This is a genomic window from Streptomyces sp. NPDC087300 (assembly GCF_044744425.1).
GTDB lineage: Bacteria > Actinomycetota > Actinomycetes > Streptomycetales > Streptomycetaceae > Streptomyces.
Genome location: NZ_JBIUYI010000016.1, coordinates 58,061 through 74,978 on the forward strand (window position 1 = coordinate 58,061; position 16,918 = coordinate 74,978).

At 71.5% G+C, this 16,918-nt stretch carries 14 protein-coding genes; 5 read left to right on the forward strand and 9 right to left on the reverse strand.

Annotated elements, in window-relative coordinates:
* The first annotated feature begins 287 nt into the window (after nucleotides 1-287).
* On the forward strand, nucleotides 288-1,247 hold the full coding sequence (locus ACIO9J_RS40720) for a transporter substrate-binding domain-containing protein (RefSeq protein ID WP_402010445.1): 960 nt from the start codon (nucleotides 288-290) through the stop codon (nucleotides 1,245-1,247).
* A gap of 44 nt (nucleotides 1,248-1,291) precedes the next feature.
* On the opposite strand, the gene ACIO9J_RS40725 is transcribed toward ACIO9J_RS40720, so the two are convergent.
* On the reverse strand, nucleotides 1,292-2,647 hold the full coding sequence (locus tag ACIO9J_RS40725) for a DUF5685 family protein (RefSeq protein WP_402010446.1): 1,356 nt from the start codon (nucleotides 2,645-2,647) through the stop codon (nucleotides 1,292-1,294).
* Nucleotides 2,648-2,938: 291 nt separating this feature from the next.
* Between ACIO9J_RS40725 and ACIO9J_RS40730 the strand changes: the two genes are divergently transcribed.
* On the forward strand, nucleotides 2,939-3,388 hold the full coding sequence (locus ACIO9J_RS40730) for a cell division protein SepF (RefSeq protein WP_402010448.1): 450 nt from the start codon (nucleotides 2,939-2,941) through the stop codon (nucleotides 3,386-3,388).
* A gap of 36 nt (nucleotides 3,389-3,424) precedes the next feature.
* Here ACIO9J_RS40730 and ACIO9J_RS40735 read toward each other — a convergent pair whose 3' ends face one another.
* Together ACIO9J_RS40735 and ACIO9J_RS40740 are read right to left on the reverse strand one after the other, a co-directional pair.
* The gene (locus ACIO9J_RS40735; protein WP_402010449.1) at nucleotides 3,425-4,621 is read right to left on the reverse strand and encodes an acyl-CoA dehydrogenase family protein; all 1,197 of its coding nucleotides are present in this window, start codon (nucleotides 4,619-4,621) and stop codon (nucleotides 3,425-3,427) included.
* Nucleotides 4,622-4,804: 183 nt separating this feature from the next.
* Nucleotides 4,805-6,436, reverse strand: a complete 1,632-nt coding sequence (locus tag ACIO9J_RS40740) for an MFS transporter (RefSeq protein WP_402010451.1) — start codon at nucleotides 6,434-6,436, stop codon at nucleotides 4,805-4,807.
* 230 nt (nucleotides 6,437-6,666) lie between these two features.
* Here ACIO9J_RS40740 and ACIO9J_RS40745 point away from each other — a divergent pair, with 230 nt between their 5' ends.
* Nucleotides 6,667-7,815: a mannosyltransferase family protein gene (locus ACIO9J_RS40745; protein WP_402010453.1), complete on the forward strand. Its 1,149-nt coding sequence runs from the start codon at nucleotides 6,667-6,669 to the stop codon at nucleotides 7,813-7,815.
* A gap of 259 nt (nucleotides 7,816-8,074) precedes the next feature.
* Nucleotides 8,075-9,091 carry a phosphatase PAP2 family protein gene (locus tag ACIO9J_RS40750; RefSeq protein ID WP_402010455.1) on the forward strand — a complete coding sequence of 339 codons (1,017 nt, stop codon included), beginning with the start codon at nucleotides 8,075-8,077 and terminating at the stop codon, nucleotides 9,089-9,091.
* A 108-nt stretch (nucleotides 9,092-9,199) separates the two neighbouring features.
* Here ACIO9J_RS40750 and ACIO9J_RS40755 read toward each other — a convergent pair whose 3' ends face one another.
* Complete coding sequence (locus ACIO9J_RS40755; protein ID WP_402010457.1) at nucleotides 9,200-9,415, reverse strand: I78 family peptidase inhibitor; 216 nt, start codon at nucleotides 9,413-9,415, stop codon at nucleotides 9,200-9,202.
* A 514-nt stretch (nucleotides 9,416-9,929) separates the two neighbouring features.
* Between ACIO9J_RS40755 and ctaD the strand changes: the two genes are divergently transcribed.
* Nucleotides 9,930-11,651: a cytochrome c oxidase subunit I gene (ctaD, locus tag ACIO9J_RS40760; protein WP_402010540.1), complete on the forward strand. Its 1,722-nt coding sequence runs from the start codon at nucleotides 9,930-9,932 to the stop codon at nucleotides 11,649-11,651.
* On the opposite strand, the gene ACIO9J_RS40765 is transcribed toward ctaD, so the two are convergent.
* The 5 genes from ACIO9J_RS40765 to ACIO9J_RS40785 form a co-directional block, all read right to left on the reverse strand.
* Nucleotides 11,584-12,591 (reverse strand): helix-turn-helix transcriptional regulator, encoded by a 1,008-nt coding sequence (locus ACIO9J_RS40765; RefSeq protein ID WP_402010458.1) that lies wholly within the window; start codon nucleotides 12,589-12,591, stop codon nucleotides 11,584-11,586. The two genes, ctaD and ACIO9J_RS40765, sit on opposite strands and share 68 nt — an antisense overlap.
* A gap of 50 nt (nucleotides 12,592-12,641) precedes the next feature.
* Entirely contained in the window at nucleotides 12,642-13,550 is a 909-nt protein-coding gene (locus tag ACIO9J_RS40770) for a hypothetical protein (protein WP_402010460.1), read from the reverse strand.
* On the reverse strand, nucleotides 13,547-14,821 hold the full coding sequence (locus ACIO9J_RS40775) for a glycosyltransferase family 4 protein (protein ID WP_402010461.1): 1,275 nt from the start codon (nucleotides 14,819-14,821) through the stop codon (nucleotides 13,547-13,549). The genes ACIO9J_RS40770 and ACIO9J_RS40775 overlap by 4 nt, the downstream gene beginning before the upstream one ends.
* 163 nt (nucleotides 14,822-14,984) lie before the next feature.
* Complete coding sequence (locus ACIO9J_RS40780) at nucleotides 14,985-16,289, reverse strand: ABC transporter substrate-binding protein (RefSeq protein WP_402010463.1); 1,305 nt, start codon at nucleotides 16,287-16,289, stop codon at nucleotides 14,985-14,987.
* Nucleotides 16,264-16,830, reverse strand: a complete 567-nt coding sequence (locus ACIO9J_RS40785; protein ID WP_402010542.1) for a hypothetical protein — start codon at nucleotides 16,828-16,830, stop codon at nucleotides 16,264-16,266. Before ACIO9J_RS40785 ends, ACIO9J_RS40780 begins: the two co-directional genes overlap by 26 nt.
* Between the last annotated feature and the right edge of the window lie 88 nt (nucleotides 16,831-16,918).

Sequence of the window (16,918 nt, forward strand, 5' to 3'; positions counted from 1 at the left end):
CTTGTTGATGTCCTCCTGAGCCGACCCCCTGCGATCTCCGCACCCTGAGCCCGGCAGGCCCTGACCTCGTCGGGCCCTGAGCCGTCCGGCTCCGGGGGAATCGGTTTCTGCGCGCCTTCCCCGTCCCGACGCCCGCGCCCCGCACGGATGTCGGCCCCGCCTTCACACGCGTACGTCACCGCTCCCCCGTCGCGAGCGGCGACACCCCTCCCCTCGTACGTCCGCTTCGCCCTGCCGAGTTGTACGTCCGCTTCGCCCTGCCCTGCCGAGCTGGAGAACGTCACGCCATGAGCACGCCCCCGCAGTCCCGCCGCGTCCCGGCGGCCTTCGCCCTGATCACCGCCGCCACCCTCGCGCTGACCGCGTGCGGCTCCGGCGGCACCACGGACACCGCGGGCGGCGCGGCCCCCGCCGGCAAGAGCGCCGGGATCCCGACCGCGGACGTGGTGTCCTCCGTCAAGAAGAACCGGGCCGCCGCGGCACTGCTGCCCGCTGACGTCCGCGACCGCGGCACCCTCAGCCTCGCCGCCTCCGTCGGCGGTACCCCGCCCAACGCCACCTACCTGGAGGACGGCAGGACGGTCGTCGGCCAGGACATCGACTTCGCGGACGCCGTCGGCAAGGTCCTCGGCCTGAAGCTCGACCGGCAGACCGCGAGCTTCGAGGCGATCCTGCCCGCCCTGGACAGCGGCAAGTACGACCTGGGCACCGGCAACTTCGGCGTCACCGAGGAGCGCCGCAGGACCATCGACTTCGTGACCTACATCAACGACGGCCAGGGCTTCGCCGTCCGCAAGGACAGCAAGCTGGCCGAGGTCACCGACTTCGAGCAGCTCTGCGGCCTGAACGTGGCGACCGGCGCGGGCACCACCTTCGAGGTGACCCTGGAGGACAACAAGCACGTCTGCGCCGACGCCGGCAAGAAGCCGTACGACGTGAAGACGTACGCCGAGCAGGGCGCGATCTGGCCCGCCCTCCAGCAGGGCCGCGCCGACGTGGTGATGTCCACCATCAACGGCCTGCGGTACGCCGTGAAGCAGCAGGAGGGCCTGAAGTTCCTCGGCGAGTACCACCGGCTCGACGTCGGCTTCGCCTTCAAGAAGGGCACGAAGCTGGCGCCCGCGTTCCGGGCGGCGGTGGATCAGCTGATCAAGGACGGCACGTACGACCGCATCCTGAAGAAGTGGGGTACGCAGGGCTCGGCGATCGAGAAGTCGCGGATCTCCCCGCCGGAGATCAAGGACTGACCCACCGTCAACCGAAGGCTAGAGCCTGATCCAGACGACCGGTCCTAGAGCCCGCAGTCGCAGCACGAGCAGCATTCACAGCACTCGCAGCAGCCACCGTCGCCGCCGCAGTCACAGTTCGAGCAGCAGCCCTCGCGCTTCTTGCGGGACCAGGCGCCCTCGTACTCGTCGGCGCAGCACACCTTGCACGTGCAGCACAGGCCGATGGCGACGGCACATCCCGCCCAGAACCCGCGCTTGCCCGGCTTCGGCGGCTTCCCGAAGTCGGGCCCGCCGCCGAAGCCACCGGGTCCACCGCCGAAGCCACCGAAGCCACCGGAGCCACCAGGACCACCGGAGCCGCCGGGACCCACAGGCCCACCGGGACCGCCCGGCGCCCCGCCCCCGTACGGATTGCCGCCCCCGTAGGGATTCTGCGACCCGTACGGACCGCCCTGCTGCCCGCCGTACCCCTGCCCTGACCCCTGGCCCTGTCCCTGCCCGCCCTGCGGCGGCCCGTAGGCGCCACCCTGATGGGCCGTCACCTCATGGCTGTGCCCGCACGACCCGGTACCGAAGGCCCTGTCGATCGACCTGCCCAGCTCGTGTGCGAGCAGCAGGTGCGCGAGCTTGCCGTCGGTGAACTCGGCGTCCCGCAGTGCGAGACGTATGCCGTGCAGCGCGTCGTCGGCGAGCCGGCGTGCCTCGGCCCGCGAGGTGCCGGTCGCCGTGAGCGGGTTCCACGCACCCGACGCGGCGTCAGCTTCCTGGTCCTCCACGGCATCCAGGAGATGCGCGAGCCTGCCGAAGAGCCGTCCGGCCTCGGCGAGCGGACCCGCGTTGCCGGGCCGCCCGGCGAGCACGGCGGTGTGCGCGAAGGCCGCGGCGGTCGCCGTCTCGGTCGGCTCGGTGACGGTGAGCAGTCCGGTGCCGGGCCCCGCCAAGGACTCGACGGCGACCTGCCGTTCGACGGCGTCGACCAGGACGGCCGTGTCGAATCCCACCGCGGCGCCGCTGCGCGCGCCCGCCTTGTCCCAGCTCCTGGCCACGCGGCGGGCCGCGACGGCCACCGGCTTGCGCGCGAGCAGCCCGTCCCCGTCGACCACGTGGTCACGGACCTTCGCCGAGGCGAGCACCAGCGAGACAGCCGCGGCGAGCCGCGCGCCCTCGCCCCGCGCGACGGACGCCGTCCGCATCCCGCGCAGCGGACAGGGGCCCGCCGTGCGCCGCCGGCCGGTGGCGCGCTCGGCCTGAGCCTCCGTCAGAACCGAGATGATGAGCCCGTCGTAGTTGGTGACGACGCGGGCGAACTGCCCGTGGTCACCGCGCAGCGCGAGGCAGAGCCCGCACAGGTGCGCCATCCACTGGGTCTTGAGCCCTTCACCGAGCCGATGGCTGCAGGGCCTGACGATTCCGAACAAGACGACTCCCCCGAGAGCCCGGAAACTGATCAACTCCGGCATCGTAGCGAGGGTCCCGTTCACCCGGACGCACCGGCCGTCACCCATACGCCGTGAAGAATCATATTTCACTCTCTGTCAGCAGCCGTACACGGCAAGACCCTTGGAGGACAACGCGCGTCGGCGTGTTGACTCTGCACCAGTACCGTCACGAAACCCCCGCGCGGCGACTATCCACTTGGCGCATCATCCGCATCATGGACGAACATGGGGATGCGGAACGCAGGGAAACCGCTGTGAGAGGAGGCGTCCATGGGATCGGTGCGCAAGGCGAGTGCCTGGCTTGGCCTCGTCGACGACAACAATGACGAGCGTTACTACGACGACGGCTACGAGGACGACCGGGCCGAGGGGCCCGACAAGGCGGAGGCCTGGGTCACCGACCCGCGCGTGCGGGTGGCGAGCGAGACGGCCGAGGAGGAGGGGCGTCGCATCGGGACCGTGACCCCGGACAGCTTCCGGGACGCGCGGGCCATCGGCGAGCTCTTCCGGGACGGCGTCCCGGTGATCATGAACCTCACGGCCATGGAGCCCACCGACGCCAAGCGCGTGGTGGACTTCGCGGCCGGCCTCACCTTCGGTCTGCGCGGTTCGATCGAGCGCGTGGCGACGCGGGTCTTCCTGCTCACCCCCGCGCACACCCAGATCGTGAACGGCGAGGCGGCGAACCGCCCCGCGGACGGCTTCTTCAACCAGAGCTAGGCAAGGCCGCTCACCGCGACCCGTACGGGCGCCGGACTACCGGAAGGCGTCGAGTCCGGTGAGCGCCTTGCCCAGTACCAGCTGATGCATCTCGACGGTGCCCTCGTAGGTGAGGACCGACTCGAGGTTCGTCGCGTGCCGCATGACCGGGTATTCGAGCGAGATCCCGTTGGCGCCCAGGATCGTCCTGGACGTCCGGCAGATCTCGATCGCCTCCCGCACGTTGTTCAGCTTGCCGAAGCTGACCTGCTCGGGCCTGAGCCGGCCCGCGTCCATGCGCCGCCCGAGGTGATGGGCGAGCAGGACGCCCTTGTGCAGCTCGACGGCCATGTCGGCGAGCTTGGCCTGGGTGAGCTGGAAGCCGCCGATGGGCCGGCCGAACTGCTCGCGCGTCCTGGCGTACTCGACGGCCGCGTCGAAGGACGAGCGGGCCGCGCCCATGGCCCCCCAGACGATGCCGTAGCGGGCGTGGGACAGACAGCTGAGCGGGCCCTTGAGGCCGACGACCTCGGGCAGCACGGCGTCCCCCGGCAGCCGCACCTCGTCCATGACCAGCTCGCTGGTGACGCTCGCGCGCAGCGACCACTTGTGCTTGATCTCCGGCGCCGAGAAGCCCGCCGCGTCGGTCGGTACGACGAAACCCCTGATGCCGTCGTCGGTCTGCGCCCACACCACGGCGACGCCCGCCACCGAGCCGTTGGTGATCCACATCTTGCGTCCGGTGAGCACCCAGTCGGCGCCGTCCTTCTTCGCGAAGGTCCGCATGGCGGCCGGGTCGGAGCCGTGGTCGGGCTCGGTGAGGCCGAAGCAGCCGATGATCTCGCCCGCGGCCATGCCGGGCAGCCACCGCTGCTTCTGCTCCTCGGAGCCGAAGCGGTGGATGGCGTACATGGCGAGGGAGCCCTGCACCGAGACGAGGGAGCGGATGCCGGAGTCGGCGGCCTCAAGCTCCAGACAGGCGAGTCCGTACTGGACGGCGCTTGCGCCCGCGCAGCCGTAGCCCTCCAGGGACATGCCGAGCGCCCCGAGGGAACCGAGCTCCCTGGCCAGCTCGCGGATGCCGGGCAGCTCGCCCTTCTCGTACCACTCGGCGATGTGCGGCAGGACCCGGTCGGCGGCCCAGTCACGGACCGTGCCGCGGATCGCGAGGTCCTCCGGGTCGAGCAGGTCGTCGATGCCGAGCGGGTCGGCGCGGTCGAAGGGCGGGAGCGGCGTGCGGGCGCGTGCGGACATGCGGACCTCCGGCGACACAAAACTAGCAGCGGTAGTTATCTACGACTCGCGCTGACGTTACGACGCAGTCTCCCGCACGTCCAGGGTGTCCCCTGCTCGTGAGGCCGGGCCCCGTAAGGGGCGCGGGGAACGGCGCGCCCAGCCACGAAGCACCCGCACGCGAGGACCCGGCCCCCAAAGAGGTCAGGCGTCCACGGAAGAGGTGACCCCCACCCCGGCGGGGTCCCGAGGTGAAGGCACCCCCGCATCGCCCCGCACCGCAGGCGCCCCGCACTCCATGACCCGGGGCAACCGCAGCGCGGCAAGCGCCCCGAGCAACAGCAACCCGGCGCTGACCAGCAGCGTCACATGCAGCCCGTGCACGAAGGAGTCACGCGCCGCGTCCCGCAGGGCCGCCCCGGGCCCACCGCCGAGCCGCTCGGCGACGTCGTAGGCCTCGCCGAGCGAGTGGCTCGCCGCCGCGCTGTCCGCGGCCGGCACCCCCCGCACCGAGGAGAGCCCCGGCGCGTACGCCGCGTTCATCACGCTGCCGAGCAGCGCGATGCCGATGCCCGCGCCCAGCTGGTAGGAGGTCTCGCCGATCGCCGCCGCGCCGCCCGCCTGGGACGGCGGCGCCTCGCTCAGCATCGACTCGTACGCGCCGAACAGCGTGGTCTCCAGGCCGAAGCCGAGCAGCACGAAGCCGGTGAGCAGCAGCGCGTCGTTGGCGTGGTCGCCCATGCCGGTCAGGACCACCACGGCGATCGCGGTCAGCGCGAAGCCGGAGCAGACCATCACGCGCGGTCCGAAGCGGTGCAGGAGCTGCGATCCGGCGAGCCCCGCGGCCATCGCGGCGACGGTGAGCGGCAGCAGCCTGAGCCCCGTCTCCAGCGGGGAGAGGCCGAGCACCAGCTGGAGGTACTGCGCGGCGATCAGTTCCAGGCCCACCAGGGCGAGCATGGCGAGGACGATGCAGCCGACCGACGTGCTGAACGCGGGCCGCCCGAACATCGACAGGTCGACGAGCGGATGCGTGCGCCGCCGCTGTCTGCGCACGAAGCCGACGAGCAGCGCGCCGCCGACCGCGAGCGCGACGAGGGTGGTGGCGCCGAGCGGCGACTCGCCGCCGCCGAGCCGCTTCACGCCGAGCACCACGCCGAAGAGCCCGGCCGCGGCCATCAGCGCGCCGACCACGTCCCACGGTCCGTCCTTGCCGCCCGTGGACTCGGGCAGGAGCCAGCGCCCGATGGGCAGGCTGACGAGCATCAGCGGGATGTTTATGAGGAAGACCGAGCCCCACCAGAAGTGCTCCAGGAGGAATCCGCCGAGCAGCGGCCCCACCGCCGCGCCCACGGCGGCCACCGCGCTCCAGATGCCGATGGCGACGGCGCGCTCGCGCCGGTCGGGGAAGACCTGGCGCAGGATCGACAGGGTCGCGGGCATGATCATCGCGCCGCCGACGCCGAGCAGCGCGCGGGCGGCGATCAGGACCTGCGCGTTGTCGGCGAGCGCGGCGACGGCCGACGCCACACCGAAGAGGGCGTAGCCGAGGAGGAGGACGCGGCGGCGGCCGACGCGGTCGCCGAGCGTGCCGAAGAGGATCAGGAGCGAGGCGCAGACCAGCGGATAGATGTCGACGATCCACAGCAGCTCGATCGCGCCGGGCCGCAGGTCCTCGGTGACGGCGGGCACGGCCACGTGCAGCACGGTGGCGTCGACGGCGACCAGCAGCAGGCTGACGCAGAGGACGACGAGGACGAGCCAGCGGTTCGCCCCGACGCCCGTTCCGGGTCCCCGACGGCCGAAGGGTGCTGCGGCCGTGGACGTCCCGGACATGTGCGTACCTCCCAGTGATCCCTCGCATCGGCGGCCTGCGGGATGTGGACTTCCTGCTCCGGCGGCGCGGAATAAGGCGAGTGAGCCGTCAGAGTACGCGAGTCCACGCCTGGGGCGCGTGGCGGACCTCTCATGGTTGTGCGGATGCCCTGTGGCGTACGCCACGCCCCGCCCGTGGACCACGCCCCCGGGCGGGCGTCCGGTTCCCCCTTCGGCCGATAATCGAGCCCGTGACTGATCTTGTTCAACGCCCCGCGCCCTCCCCCACGGGCCACGCGCTGCGCCGCGCGGCGCCCGCGCTCCTCCTGTACGCGGGGGTGCGCGCGCTGGGTGTCGCGGTGCTCGCGATCTGGGGCGCCGCGGCGGGCAAGAGCCCGCACACGCTGCTGACCGCCCGCTGGGACTCCCTCTGGTACACCCGCGTCGCCGAGCACGGCTACGGCTGGGAGGTGACGCTCCCGGACGGCAGCGTGCACTCGAACCTGGCGTTCTTCCCGCTCCTGCCGTGGCTGGAGCGGCTCGTCTCGGCGCTCAGCCCGTTGTCGTACGCGGACGCGGGCCTGGTGGTGAGCTGGGTCGCCTCGCTGTTCGCCGCGGCGGGGATCTTCGCGGTCGCCGACCATGTGTACGGCCGGCGGGCGGGGATCTGCGCGGCCGGGATCTGGGCGGTGCTCCCGGTCGGCATCGTGCAGTCGATGGCGTACAGCGAGTCCCTGTTCACGGCGCTCGCCGCCTGGTCGCTGTACGCGGTGCTCAGGGGCCGCTGGGTGACGGCGGGCCTGCTCGCCTCCTGCGCGGGCCTGACCCGGCCCGTGGGCGCCGCGGTGGTGGCCGCGATCTGGGTGGCGGCGGCCGCCCAGGTGTACCGGGAGCGGCGGGCCACGCCGCGCATGCTCCTCGGGGTGGTGCTCGCCCCGCTGGGCGCCGCGGGCTATGTGCTCTGGGTGGGCCACCGCACCGGCGGCGGGCTCCTCGGCTATCTCGACGTGCAGGCGGGCTGGGGCAACGGCTTCGACTTCGGCTACGCCTTCGCGCGCTTCGTCGGGGAGAAGTTCACCTCGGTCCCCGGCGCCCTCGCCGGTGTCGGGCTGATCGTCGGGGTCGCGCTGGTGATCTGGCTGTACGTCGTCGGCGTCCGGCAGAGGCAGCCGCTGCCGCTGCTCGTCTACACGGGCATCGTCGTGGCGCTCGCGCTGTGCGCCGCGGGCTACTTCGGCTCGAAGCCACGGCTCCTGCTGCCCGCCTTCCCGCTGCTCCTGCCGCTCGCCGTGGCGCTGGCCAGGCTGCGTACGTCCAGGTCGGCGCTGGTCCTGGGGGGTGTGGCGCTGGTGAGCGCGGTGTACGGGGCGTTCTGGCTGCACGGCTCGGGCCCACCGTGATCACGTCATGATCATTTCCGGGCCCCGGCGCCGCCTCCCGGTGATCGAACGGGAAATTCCGCACCAGGACCCGGTGAACGAATTCATAAGGGCCATAAAACGACGCCGGAAACGATCAACGAATTGGGTAAGGGCCTCCCCGGGCATTAATAAATCCCCGGGAATAAACCTCCTCCTGAGATCAATCCCACATCACATCGTCATCACAAAGCCACTGATTCGGCCTAGTGCCGCACTCACCCGCTGTAACGTCGATTGGGTGCGTACCGAACGAAACCTCACCCGTCTTGACCGGGTCTTCGCCCGGCTGGACCGTGAGCCGGAACGACCGGCCCACCTCGATGTGCCGAGGATGAGCCGGCACAGGGTCGTGCTCTTCAGCGCGACCCTGGCCTTCTACCTGGCCATCGTCGTCGCCGTGCTGACCACCTCGTGGCTGGTGCGGTTCGACTGGCAGGTCATGTTCTTCCGGCCCTACCAGCAGTGGCCCGAGATCCACGCCTTCCTCGACTACTGGGTGGTCCTCGGCCAGCGCGGCCCGACCGCCGTCATGGTCGCCGCCTGGCTGGGCTGGCGCTCCTGGCGCCAGCACACGCTGCGCCCGCTGCTCACGTTCGGCGCCGCGCTGCTCCTGCTCAACGTCACGGTCGGCGCCGCCAAGATCGGCATGGGCCGCCTCGGCCCGCACTACGCCACCACCATCGGCTCGAACGAGATGGGCCTCGGCGGCGATATATTCCCCTCCGGTCACACCGCCAACGCCGTGGTGACCTGGGGAATCCTGGCGTATCTCGCCTCGACCCCGCGCACCCGCCGCTATCTGTCGGCGCTCTCGGCCGTGGTCTCCCTCAGCGTCGGCCTCACCACCGTCTACCTGGGCACCCACTGGATCAGCGACGTCTTCCTCGGCTGGGCCGCCGGACTGCTCATCCTGCTCGCGCTGCCCTGGTTCGAGCCGCTGATCACCCGCGTCGAGACCGTGATCTTCAGCCTCCGCGAGGCCTGGCGGGCCCGCCGCTTCGGCATCGCGCCCGCCCATGCGCCCAGCGGCGTCACCGCGATGGTCCCGCAGCGCGCCGTCCTGGACGAGGAGCCGCCGCTGCGCGAGACCATCGGCGCGGCCCGCTCCGCGAGGGCGCCCGCCTACCTCGCGCCGGGCCCGCACACCGCGCGCTCGGAGCGGAGTCCGGTCACTCCGGCGGGCAGCCGCAGGCCGCCGCACGCCGACCGGGTGCCGCGCGGCACCACGTCGGCCCGCCCGGTGGCGGGCGGCTGACCCACCGACGGCGGGGGCCGGTACGCACAGCCCATCCCCCGCATCGCGAAGGCCCCGGTTCCTCTCGGAACCGGGGCCTTCGTCGTGCGGTCGGGCGGCGGCGGTCGCTCAGCCCTTCCAGCAGCGCGTCACGACGTCTTCCTGGACCTCGAAGTTGAGTCGCCCCGCGAGGAACTCCATCGTGATCATCGCGCCCGGCGGCAGCGTCCTGACGGTGGACCAGCCGCGCTCGCGCGCCTGCCGCTCGGCGCCTTCGGCCAGCAGGCCGACATAGCTGTCCGGGTTGTCCTGGGGCTGTGCGGGAGGGGTCGGAATAGGTGCCATGGCGCCACGTTAGGCGGCCGGGCCGCACCGGGGAAGTCCGGGGCCCCGGAGGACGGACGGTAGCCGTGCACCATGCGTCACTGATACCTCTCCGGTCACGCTTATGTCACAGGATCACCACGTGCGTTTCGACCGAACTCCGTCACACGTACGGGCGGTTCCGTACTTGTCGCGACGTAATTCGGACGCTTCTCCGAGCTACTGCGCCATCACTCGAAAGATCGGCGAAGGATCACCCCGCGATCGTCCGAATACCTCGGCGGAAATACCGCGGAGTCTTCTTTACGGATCCGCCGCATTTCCGAATCCCGGCCCCGTGCCGGGATGTGACGACGCATAGGGAATTCACGGTTCCTGCACAGAAACCGACTCCTCGCCCGCGCGCGGGCCGATCCGCGGGCCGCGCGGAAGCGGTGTACGCCCTCTGTCGCAGCCGGGGCGACGCGAGCATCATGGCGTGAGCTTCGAGCAGGGCTGCGGGCAGACCCAGGGCGCGACGGCGAAGGGGCGGGCGATGGGGACCGAGACGGCGCGGGCGACCGAAGGGCCGGTGCGGGAACGGCGCCCCGGCCGGGTGATCGTGGACTGGCTGACCACCACGGACCACAAGAAGATCGGCCACCTCTACCTGATCACGTCGTTCCTCTTCTTCCTGATCGCCGGGCTCCTCGCGCTGCTCATGCGGGCCGAACTCGCCAGGCCGGGCCTCCAGCTGATGACCAACGAGCAGTTCAACCAGGCGTTCACCATGCACGGCACGATCATGCTGCTGCTCTTCGCGACGCCGACGTTCGCGGGCTTCGCCAACGAGATCATGCCGTTGCAGATCGGCTCGCCCGACGTCGCCTTCCCGCGCCTGAACATGCTCTCGTACTGGCTGTTCCTCTTCGGCGGCCTGATGGTGCTCGGCTCGCTGCTCGTGCCCGGCGGGCCCGCCGCCTTCGGCTGGTTCGCCTACGCCCCGCTCAACAGCATGACGCGCTCCCCCGGCATCGGCGCCGACCTGTGGATCATGGGTCTCGCGCTCTCCGGCTTCGGCACGATCCTCGGCTCGGTGAACTTCCTGACGACCATCATCGGGATGCGGGCGCCCGGCATGACGATGTTCCGGATGCCCATCTTCACCTGGAACGTCCTGTTCACCTCGATCCTGGTGCTGATCGCGTTCCCCGTGCTCGCCGCCGCGCTGCTCGTCCTGGAGGCGGACCGGCGGTTCGGCTCGGTGGTCTTCGAGGCGGAGTTCGGCGGTGCGCTGCTGTGGCAGCACCTCTTCTGGTTCTTCGGGCATCCCGAGGTCTACATCATCGCGCTGCCGTTCTTCGGCATCATCACGGAGATCATCCCGGTCTTCAGCCGCAAGCCGATCTTCGGCTATCTGCCGCTCGTCGGCGCGACGACGGCCATCACCGGGCTGTCCATCGTCGTGTGGGCGCACCACATGTTCGCCACCGGCGCGGTCCTGCTGCCCTTCTTCTCCTTCGTGTCCTTCCTCATCGCGGTCCCGACGGGCGTGAAGTTCTTCAACTGGACCGGCACCATGCTCAAGGGCTCGCTGTCCTTCGAGACACCCATGCTGTGGGCGGTCGGCTTCCTGGTGAGCTTCCTGTTCGGCGGCCTCACCGGCGTGCTGCTCGCCTCGCCGCCCATCGACTTCCACGTCACCGACACGTACTTCGTCGTCGCGCACTTCCACTACGTGGTGTTCGGCACCGTCGTCTTCGCGACCTTCGGCGGCTTCTACTTCTGGTGGCCGAAGCTGACCGGCAAGATGCTCGACGAGCGGCTCGGGAAGATCCACTTCTGGACGCTCTTCGTCGGCTTCCACACCACGTTCCTGGTCCAGCACTGGCTGGGCGCCGAGGGCATGCCGCGGCGGTACGCGGACTATCTGGCGGCGGACGGCTTCACGGTGCTCAACACCGTCTCCTCCATCGGCGCGTTCCTGCTCGGCCTGTCCACGCTGCCGTTCCTCTACAACGTCTGGAAGACCGCCAAGTACGGCGAGAAGGTCGACGTCGACGACCCCTGGGGCTTCGGCCGCTCCCTGGAGTGGGCGACCTCCTGCCCGCCGCCCCGGCACAACTTCGTCACGCTGCCCCGGATCCGCTCGGAGTCCCCCGCCTTCGATCTGCACCATCCCGAGTACGCGGCGTTCGCCGCGCGGGACGTCAGTCAGGCCGCCGAGGAGCCCCGCCCCGATCCGCAGACGGATCACCCCGGTCCAGGGCCCGGCTGAGCAGGTCCCTGGACGCCTCGATCCGCCCGGTGAGTTCGGCGGGCTCGACGACCTCGAACTCCATGCCCATGAAGAGCACGTGGAAGACCATCACGTCCAGGCTCGCCGCGCCCGTGCGCAGCAGACAGGTGTGCTCGGTCTCGGCCTCCAGGGTGCCGTCCGCGGGCGAGAGCCGCTGGGCCGCGTCCGCCAGCGGGACCAGGAGCCTGACCACGGCCCGCGCGGCGTACGCGTGCGTGGAGACGCCCCGGGCGACGTAGGCGGCCAGGTCGTCGTCCGGCGGGGTGCGGGGCTCGAAGCGCGGGCCGTGCGGGGGTCTCGGGGCGATCCGGTCCGCGCGGAAGGTCCGCCAGTCGGCGCGGTCCAGGTCCCAGGCGACGAGGTACCAGCGGCGCTCGGTGCACACCAGGCGGTGCGGTTCGACGGTACGGCGCGTCGAACTGCCCTCGTGGTCGCGGTAGTCGAAGCGCAGCCGCTCCGAGTCCCGGCAGAGATGGGCCAGTTCGCTGAGGACCGCCGGGTCCACGCCCTGCGCCTGCGGGGCGCGCAGCAGCGGCACGGTGAACGCGTTCAGGGCGCCCACCCGGCGGCGCAGCCGGTCCGGCAGGACCTGTTCGAGCTTGGCGAGCGCGCGGACCGAGGTCTCACCGATGCCCTCGATGCCCTGCCCCGCCGCGGTGCGCAGGCCGACGGCGACCGCGACCGCCTCGTCGTCGTCCAGGAGCAGCGGCGGCAGCTCGGCGCCCGCGCCCAGCTGGTAGCCGCCGCCGGTGCCGGGGCTCGCGTTGACCGGGTAGCCGAGCTCGCGCAGCCGGTCCACGTCACGGCGCACCGTGCGCGGGGTGACGCCGAGCCGCTCCGCGAGGTCCGCGCCCGACCAGTCGCGGTGGGCCTGCAACAGGGAGAGCAGGCGGAGCAGTCGTGCCGATGTCTCCAACATGAAGGTGATTGTGCCCGCAGTCGCGGACAGCCACGGTCCGCGATGGCGCGCTAGTCCTCCGCGCCGCCCGACTCCTGCGTACCGCCCGTCTCCTCCGCGCGCGCCTCCCTGATCCGCACCGAGAGGTCGTTGTCGTTGGTGTAGTACGGCCCCGACTCGACCGGGCCGTCCGGCGCGCCGACGCGCACCACCGGGTAGGTGAAGATCGCCTTCTTGTCCGGGACGTCGTCGAGGAGCCTGGCCAGACGGATGCGCGGCCCGCTCCCGCCCGCCGGGCGCAGCCACAGGTCCCAGGGTCCGGGGCCGCTGTCCGCGAGCGGCCCGTGGCCGAGCACGAAGGTGAACTCGGGCCCTTCCGCGGCCACTTCGGCCCGTCGGACCAGGTCGGGCTCGGCGCGCCTGACGGCCTCGGCGTACGCGGCGCCGGTCAGCGCGGTGCCGTACACCCGGCCCTGCACCGACATGGCCGCGTCGGCTATGTGGATCTCGCCGACCTCGGCGTGCGGCGCGCGCAGCCAGCTGCGCACCGAGAGGTTGCCCTGCTTCGTCGCGTACGGGATGCGCACCGCGACATGACCGCGGGCGCCGCTCGGCGCGCGGTCCACCAGCGAGCGCAGGTCGTTCACGCCGGGCATGAGGCGGCGCGGCTCGCCGCCCGCGACCTGGACGTAGGCGTTCCAGCGGCCCTCGGCGAGCTCGACGCTGCTGGGCAGCGCGGCGCGCAGCCTGCCGTCCGCGGACGGCGAGAGCGGCAGGCGCACGTAGTCCTCCGCGGCCGCGGCCTCGCGACGGCGCAGGAGCAGGTACGCCGCGTCCCGCATGCCGGGCTCGCCGGAGTCCGTCACGTCGAAGGTGAGGCCCCCCGCGGAGTCGGCTATGCAGTCGGCACGTGGCGCCGTCGCCGCCGCCCGGTCGTCCTCGGCGTTCGCCTGCGCCTGCGAGGTGGCCAAGGCCGTCATGCGGGTGATCCCTTCATCTGTGCGCCGCGTCGTGCTCCTGTCAGGTCCCGCACCGCGTACGCGCCCCCGAGCAGCGCGCCGCGCGTGCGGTGCAGGGAGCCGCGCATCCGGCCCCCGAACGAGCTCCCGCGGGTGAGCATCCCGGAGAACATCGCGTCGTACCGCTCGGCGATGCGGGCCGGGTCGAAGCGCTCCGAGTCCTGGAGCGCGGCGCCCGCCATCTCGCGCCGCAGCGCGTCGTCATTGATCAGTTCGAGCAGCCCGCCCGCTATCGCGTCGGGGTTGCCGACCTCGACGAGCCGCCCGTCGACACCGTTGTCGATGATTTCGCCGGGGCCGTGCGGGCAGTCGGTGGCCACCACGGGCAGCCCGCAGCGCATCGCCTCGACGATCGTCATGCCGAACGACTCCAGGCTGGAGGTGACGGCGGCGATGGAGCCCTTGGCCCACTCGGGCTCGATGGGGTGCGCGGGGCCCATCAGGAACACGTGGTTGTAGAGCCCGAGTTCGTCGATCAGGGCGCGCAGCTTCTCCTTCTGCTTGCCGCCGCCGTAGATCCGCAGGCGCCAGTCCGGGCGCTCGCGCCGGACCTTGTCGAACGCCCTGATCAGCAGGTCGTAGCGCTTGACGGGGGCGAGCCTGCCGGCCGCCACGACCCACTTGTGGGAGCCGTCGGCGGGCTCGATGCCGGGCGCGGGCACGGGGTTGGGCACCGCCTGGACGTGCACGCCGGGCAGCCGCATCTTGCGGCCGTAGGCGCGGGCGTCGGCCTCGGTCGTCGTGGTCAGGACGTCGAGGCGCGGGTAGACGCTGCGCAGCTGGCGGCGGAGCTCCTTGGAGTGACTGTCCAGCGTCAGGTGCTCCTGCCCGACGCGCAGCGGGCCGCGCGCGGTCTGCCGGGCGACGTGCACGTTGAGGCCGGGACGGGTGCCCACGACGACGTCCGCGTCGAGCCGGGTCAGGTGGTCGGCGATGCGCCGGTCCGTCAGCGCGCTGTACTGGTCGTAGCGGCCCTCGGCGCTGGGGAACGTCCGCGCCGGGAGCAGGTGCTGGGGGTCGTCTCCCTCGTATCCCGAGGTGCCCTTGCGCAGGTCGACGAGGTGACTCAGCCGCACGCGCGGGTCAGGCGCGAAGACGGGCTCGTCACGGTGCCGGAAGACGGACACGACCTCGACGTCATGCTGCTGGGCCAGCGTGTTCGCGAGGTTGTACGTCGTCCGGATGGTCCCTCCGATTCCGTACGCGTTGTGAATCAGGAAAGAGATGTGCATACGTCCCCGTATCCCGCGTTTCCATGCGGACAGTCCCCCTCATCCGCCTACCGCAGGGTTAGACCGGGATTCCTGGCCAAGGGTTGGGTTTCATCATCACTTTGTTTCGCAACAGATGCATGATCGGTAGCACTGATCGGGAACTATCCGACGATCCGGCCGATCACGGCTGGTAGGAGAGCTGCGGGACATCGAAGCAGTTGTCGTTCATGTCCCCGCCCTGCGTGACCCAGCCCTTCCCGTCCCGCCAGCGGGCGACGGACACACACGTCCTGCGGGTCTTCGGCGGCTCGGCCCGGTGCTCGAAGACGACCGGAAGCAGCAGCCCGCGCGCGTCGTAGGGCCGGTCCCTGTTCATGAAGCGGTCCAGGCACGCGCGCGTGACGTCGCCGCCCGCGCAGGACTTCGCCGCGTCGGTGAACCACATGGCGGCCGCCCAGCCCTCCAGCTGCCACTGGGAGAGCGCGTCCCCCTTGCCCGCCGCCTTCATGCCCGCGCGGAACTCGCGTACGGCCGGGTGCCCGGAGGCCGTGTCGTCGTAGTTGCGGCTCGACCCGGTCGCCCACAGGGCGTTGCGGCAGCGCGGCGCGTCCTTGTAGTCCTCGGCCACCGACGACGTCCAGTTCTGCACGTTGGTGACCTTCGCGGTGACCTCGGCCCCCACGTCGTCCATCGCCTCGCACAATTGCGCGTTGCCGTGCGTGTCCATCGCGTCGAAGACGAGGTCGGCGCCCTGTTCCTTCAGGTCGGCGGCCGCGGCGCGGAAGTTGGGCAGCGCGAAGTCGACCTGCTCGGTGACCACCTTGTACCCCTCGGCCTTCAGACCGCGGGTGACGAGCCGGGCGTACGCGGCAGAGGCGGCCTGGTTGTAGGAGACGACGGCCGCGGTCCGCGCGCCCTGCTCGCGCTTGAAGTAGCGGTAGACCTCCGTGCCGCCGTACAGCTTCCCGCCCCACCCGGGCTTGCCGTTGCGCGGGGCGAGGCTGCCGTAGATCCCGTAGAGATGCGGATACGTGTCGTACGCTGCCCCGATCGGCTGCCCGCCGATGTCGGGCACGCCCGCCCGGGAGACCCGTGCGGCGCCCGCGTAGTCCAGGGACGCGGTGGCCACCAGCGCGACGACCTTCCGCTCCTCGACGAGCTTGTGCACACAGTCGTTGTTGCCGACGCCGCTGCCGCCGTCGTCGCAGGTGAGCACCTCGACCTTGCGGCCGCCGAGGCCGCCGCGCGCGTTGAGCCGGTCGAAGTAGGCCTTCGCCCCGTCGCGCGGGCCGGTGAACGCGGAGCCGCCGACCGGGCTGGTGGCACTGGTGACGATGCCGACCCTGACCGGCGCGCCGCCCGTCGGCGCGGGCGCCGTGCCCCGCCCCTCGAAGTCGCTCTCCGGCAGCCGGCTCCCGCAGGCCGCGCCCGCCACCAGGAGCGCGACGGCGCACAGCACCTCAGCAGCCGGGACCCGGCGACGCATTCCCGCTCAGCTTCACCAGCGCGCACAGCGTCTTGACCGACACCTTCCAGGTGTCGTCCTGGTTCACCGCTGTGCCGGACGCGGTGGGCAGCGCGGTGGCGCCCTTCAGTGTCAGCGCGTACGTCACGTCGGCGGCGTCCGGCGAGGTGAACTCGACCTTGCCGACCTCGGCGGCGACCTGTTTGCCTCGCCGGTCGCCGCTGAAGCCCTCCAGCACGTCCCGCATCTTGGAGCCGTTCTCCAGAACGGCCTCCTTGTCCTTCATGGACACATCGGGATCGAAGAACTTCTCCCAGTTGGTGCGGACTTGCTTCTCCGCGGCCGCCACGTCGGCGGGCGCGCTCGCGCTCTCCTGCGGTGTCTGCGTCGTCTTCTCCACGGACGGCTCGGGCGGTGAACCGCCGTCCCCGCCCCCGCTGTCGTCACCGCAGGCCACGGCGGCCGAAGCGATCAGCAGGACCGCGGCGGCCGCCGGCACCGCGCCCCGCGCCCTGCCCCGCCCGCGGTCCGTCCCCCGCCTTGGGCTGCTCCCGAGCACCATCTGGCTCACCACCGGGTATCGGTCCGGGCCGTGCGCGCCCGGAGCTTTCAGGGTCAGCTTCCAGAAGGCATAGTGCAATCCATTGGCT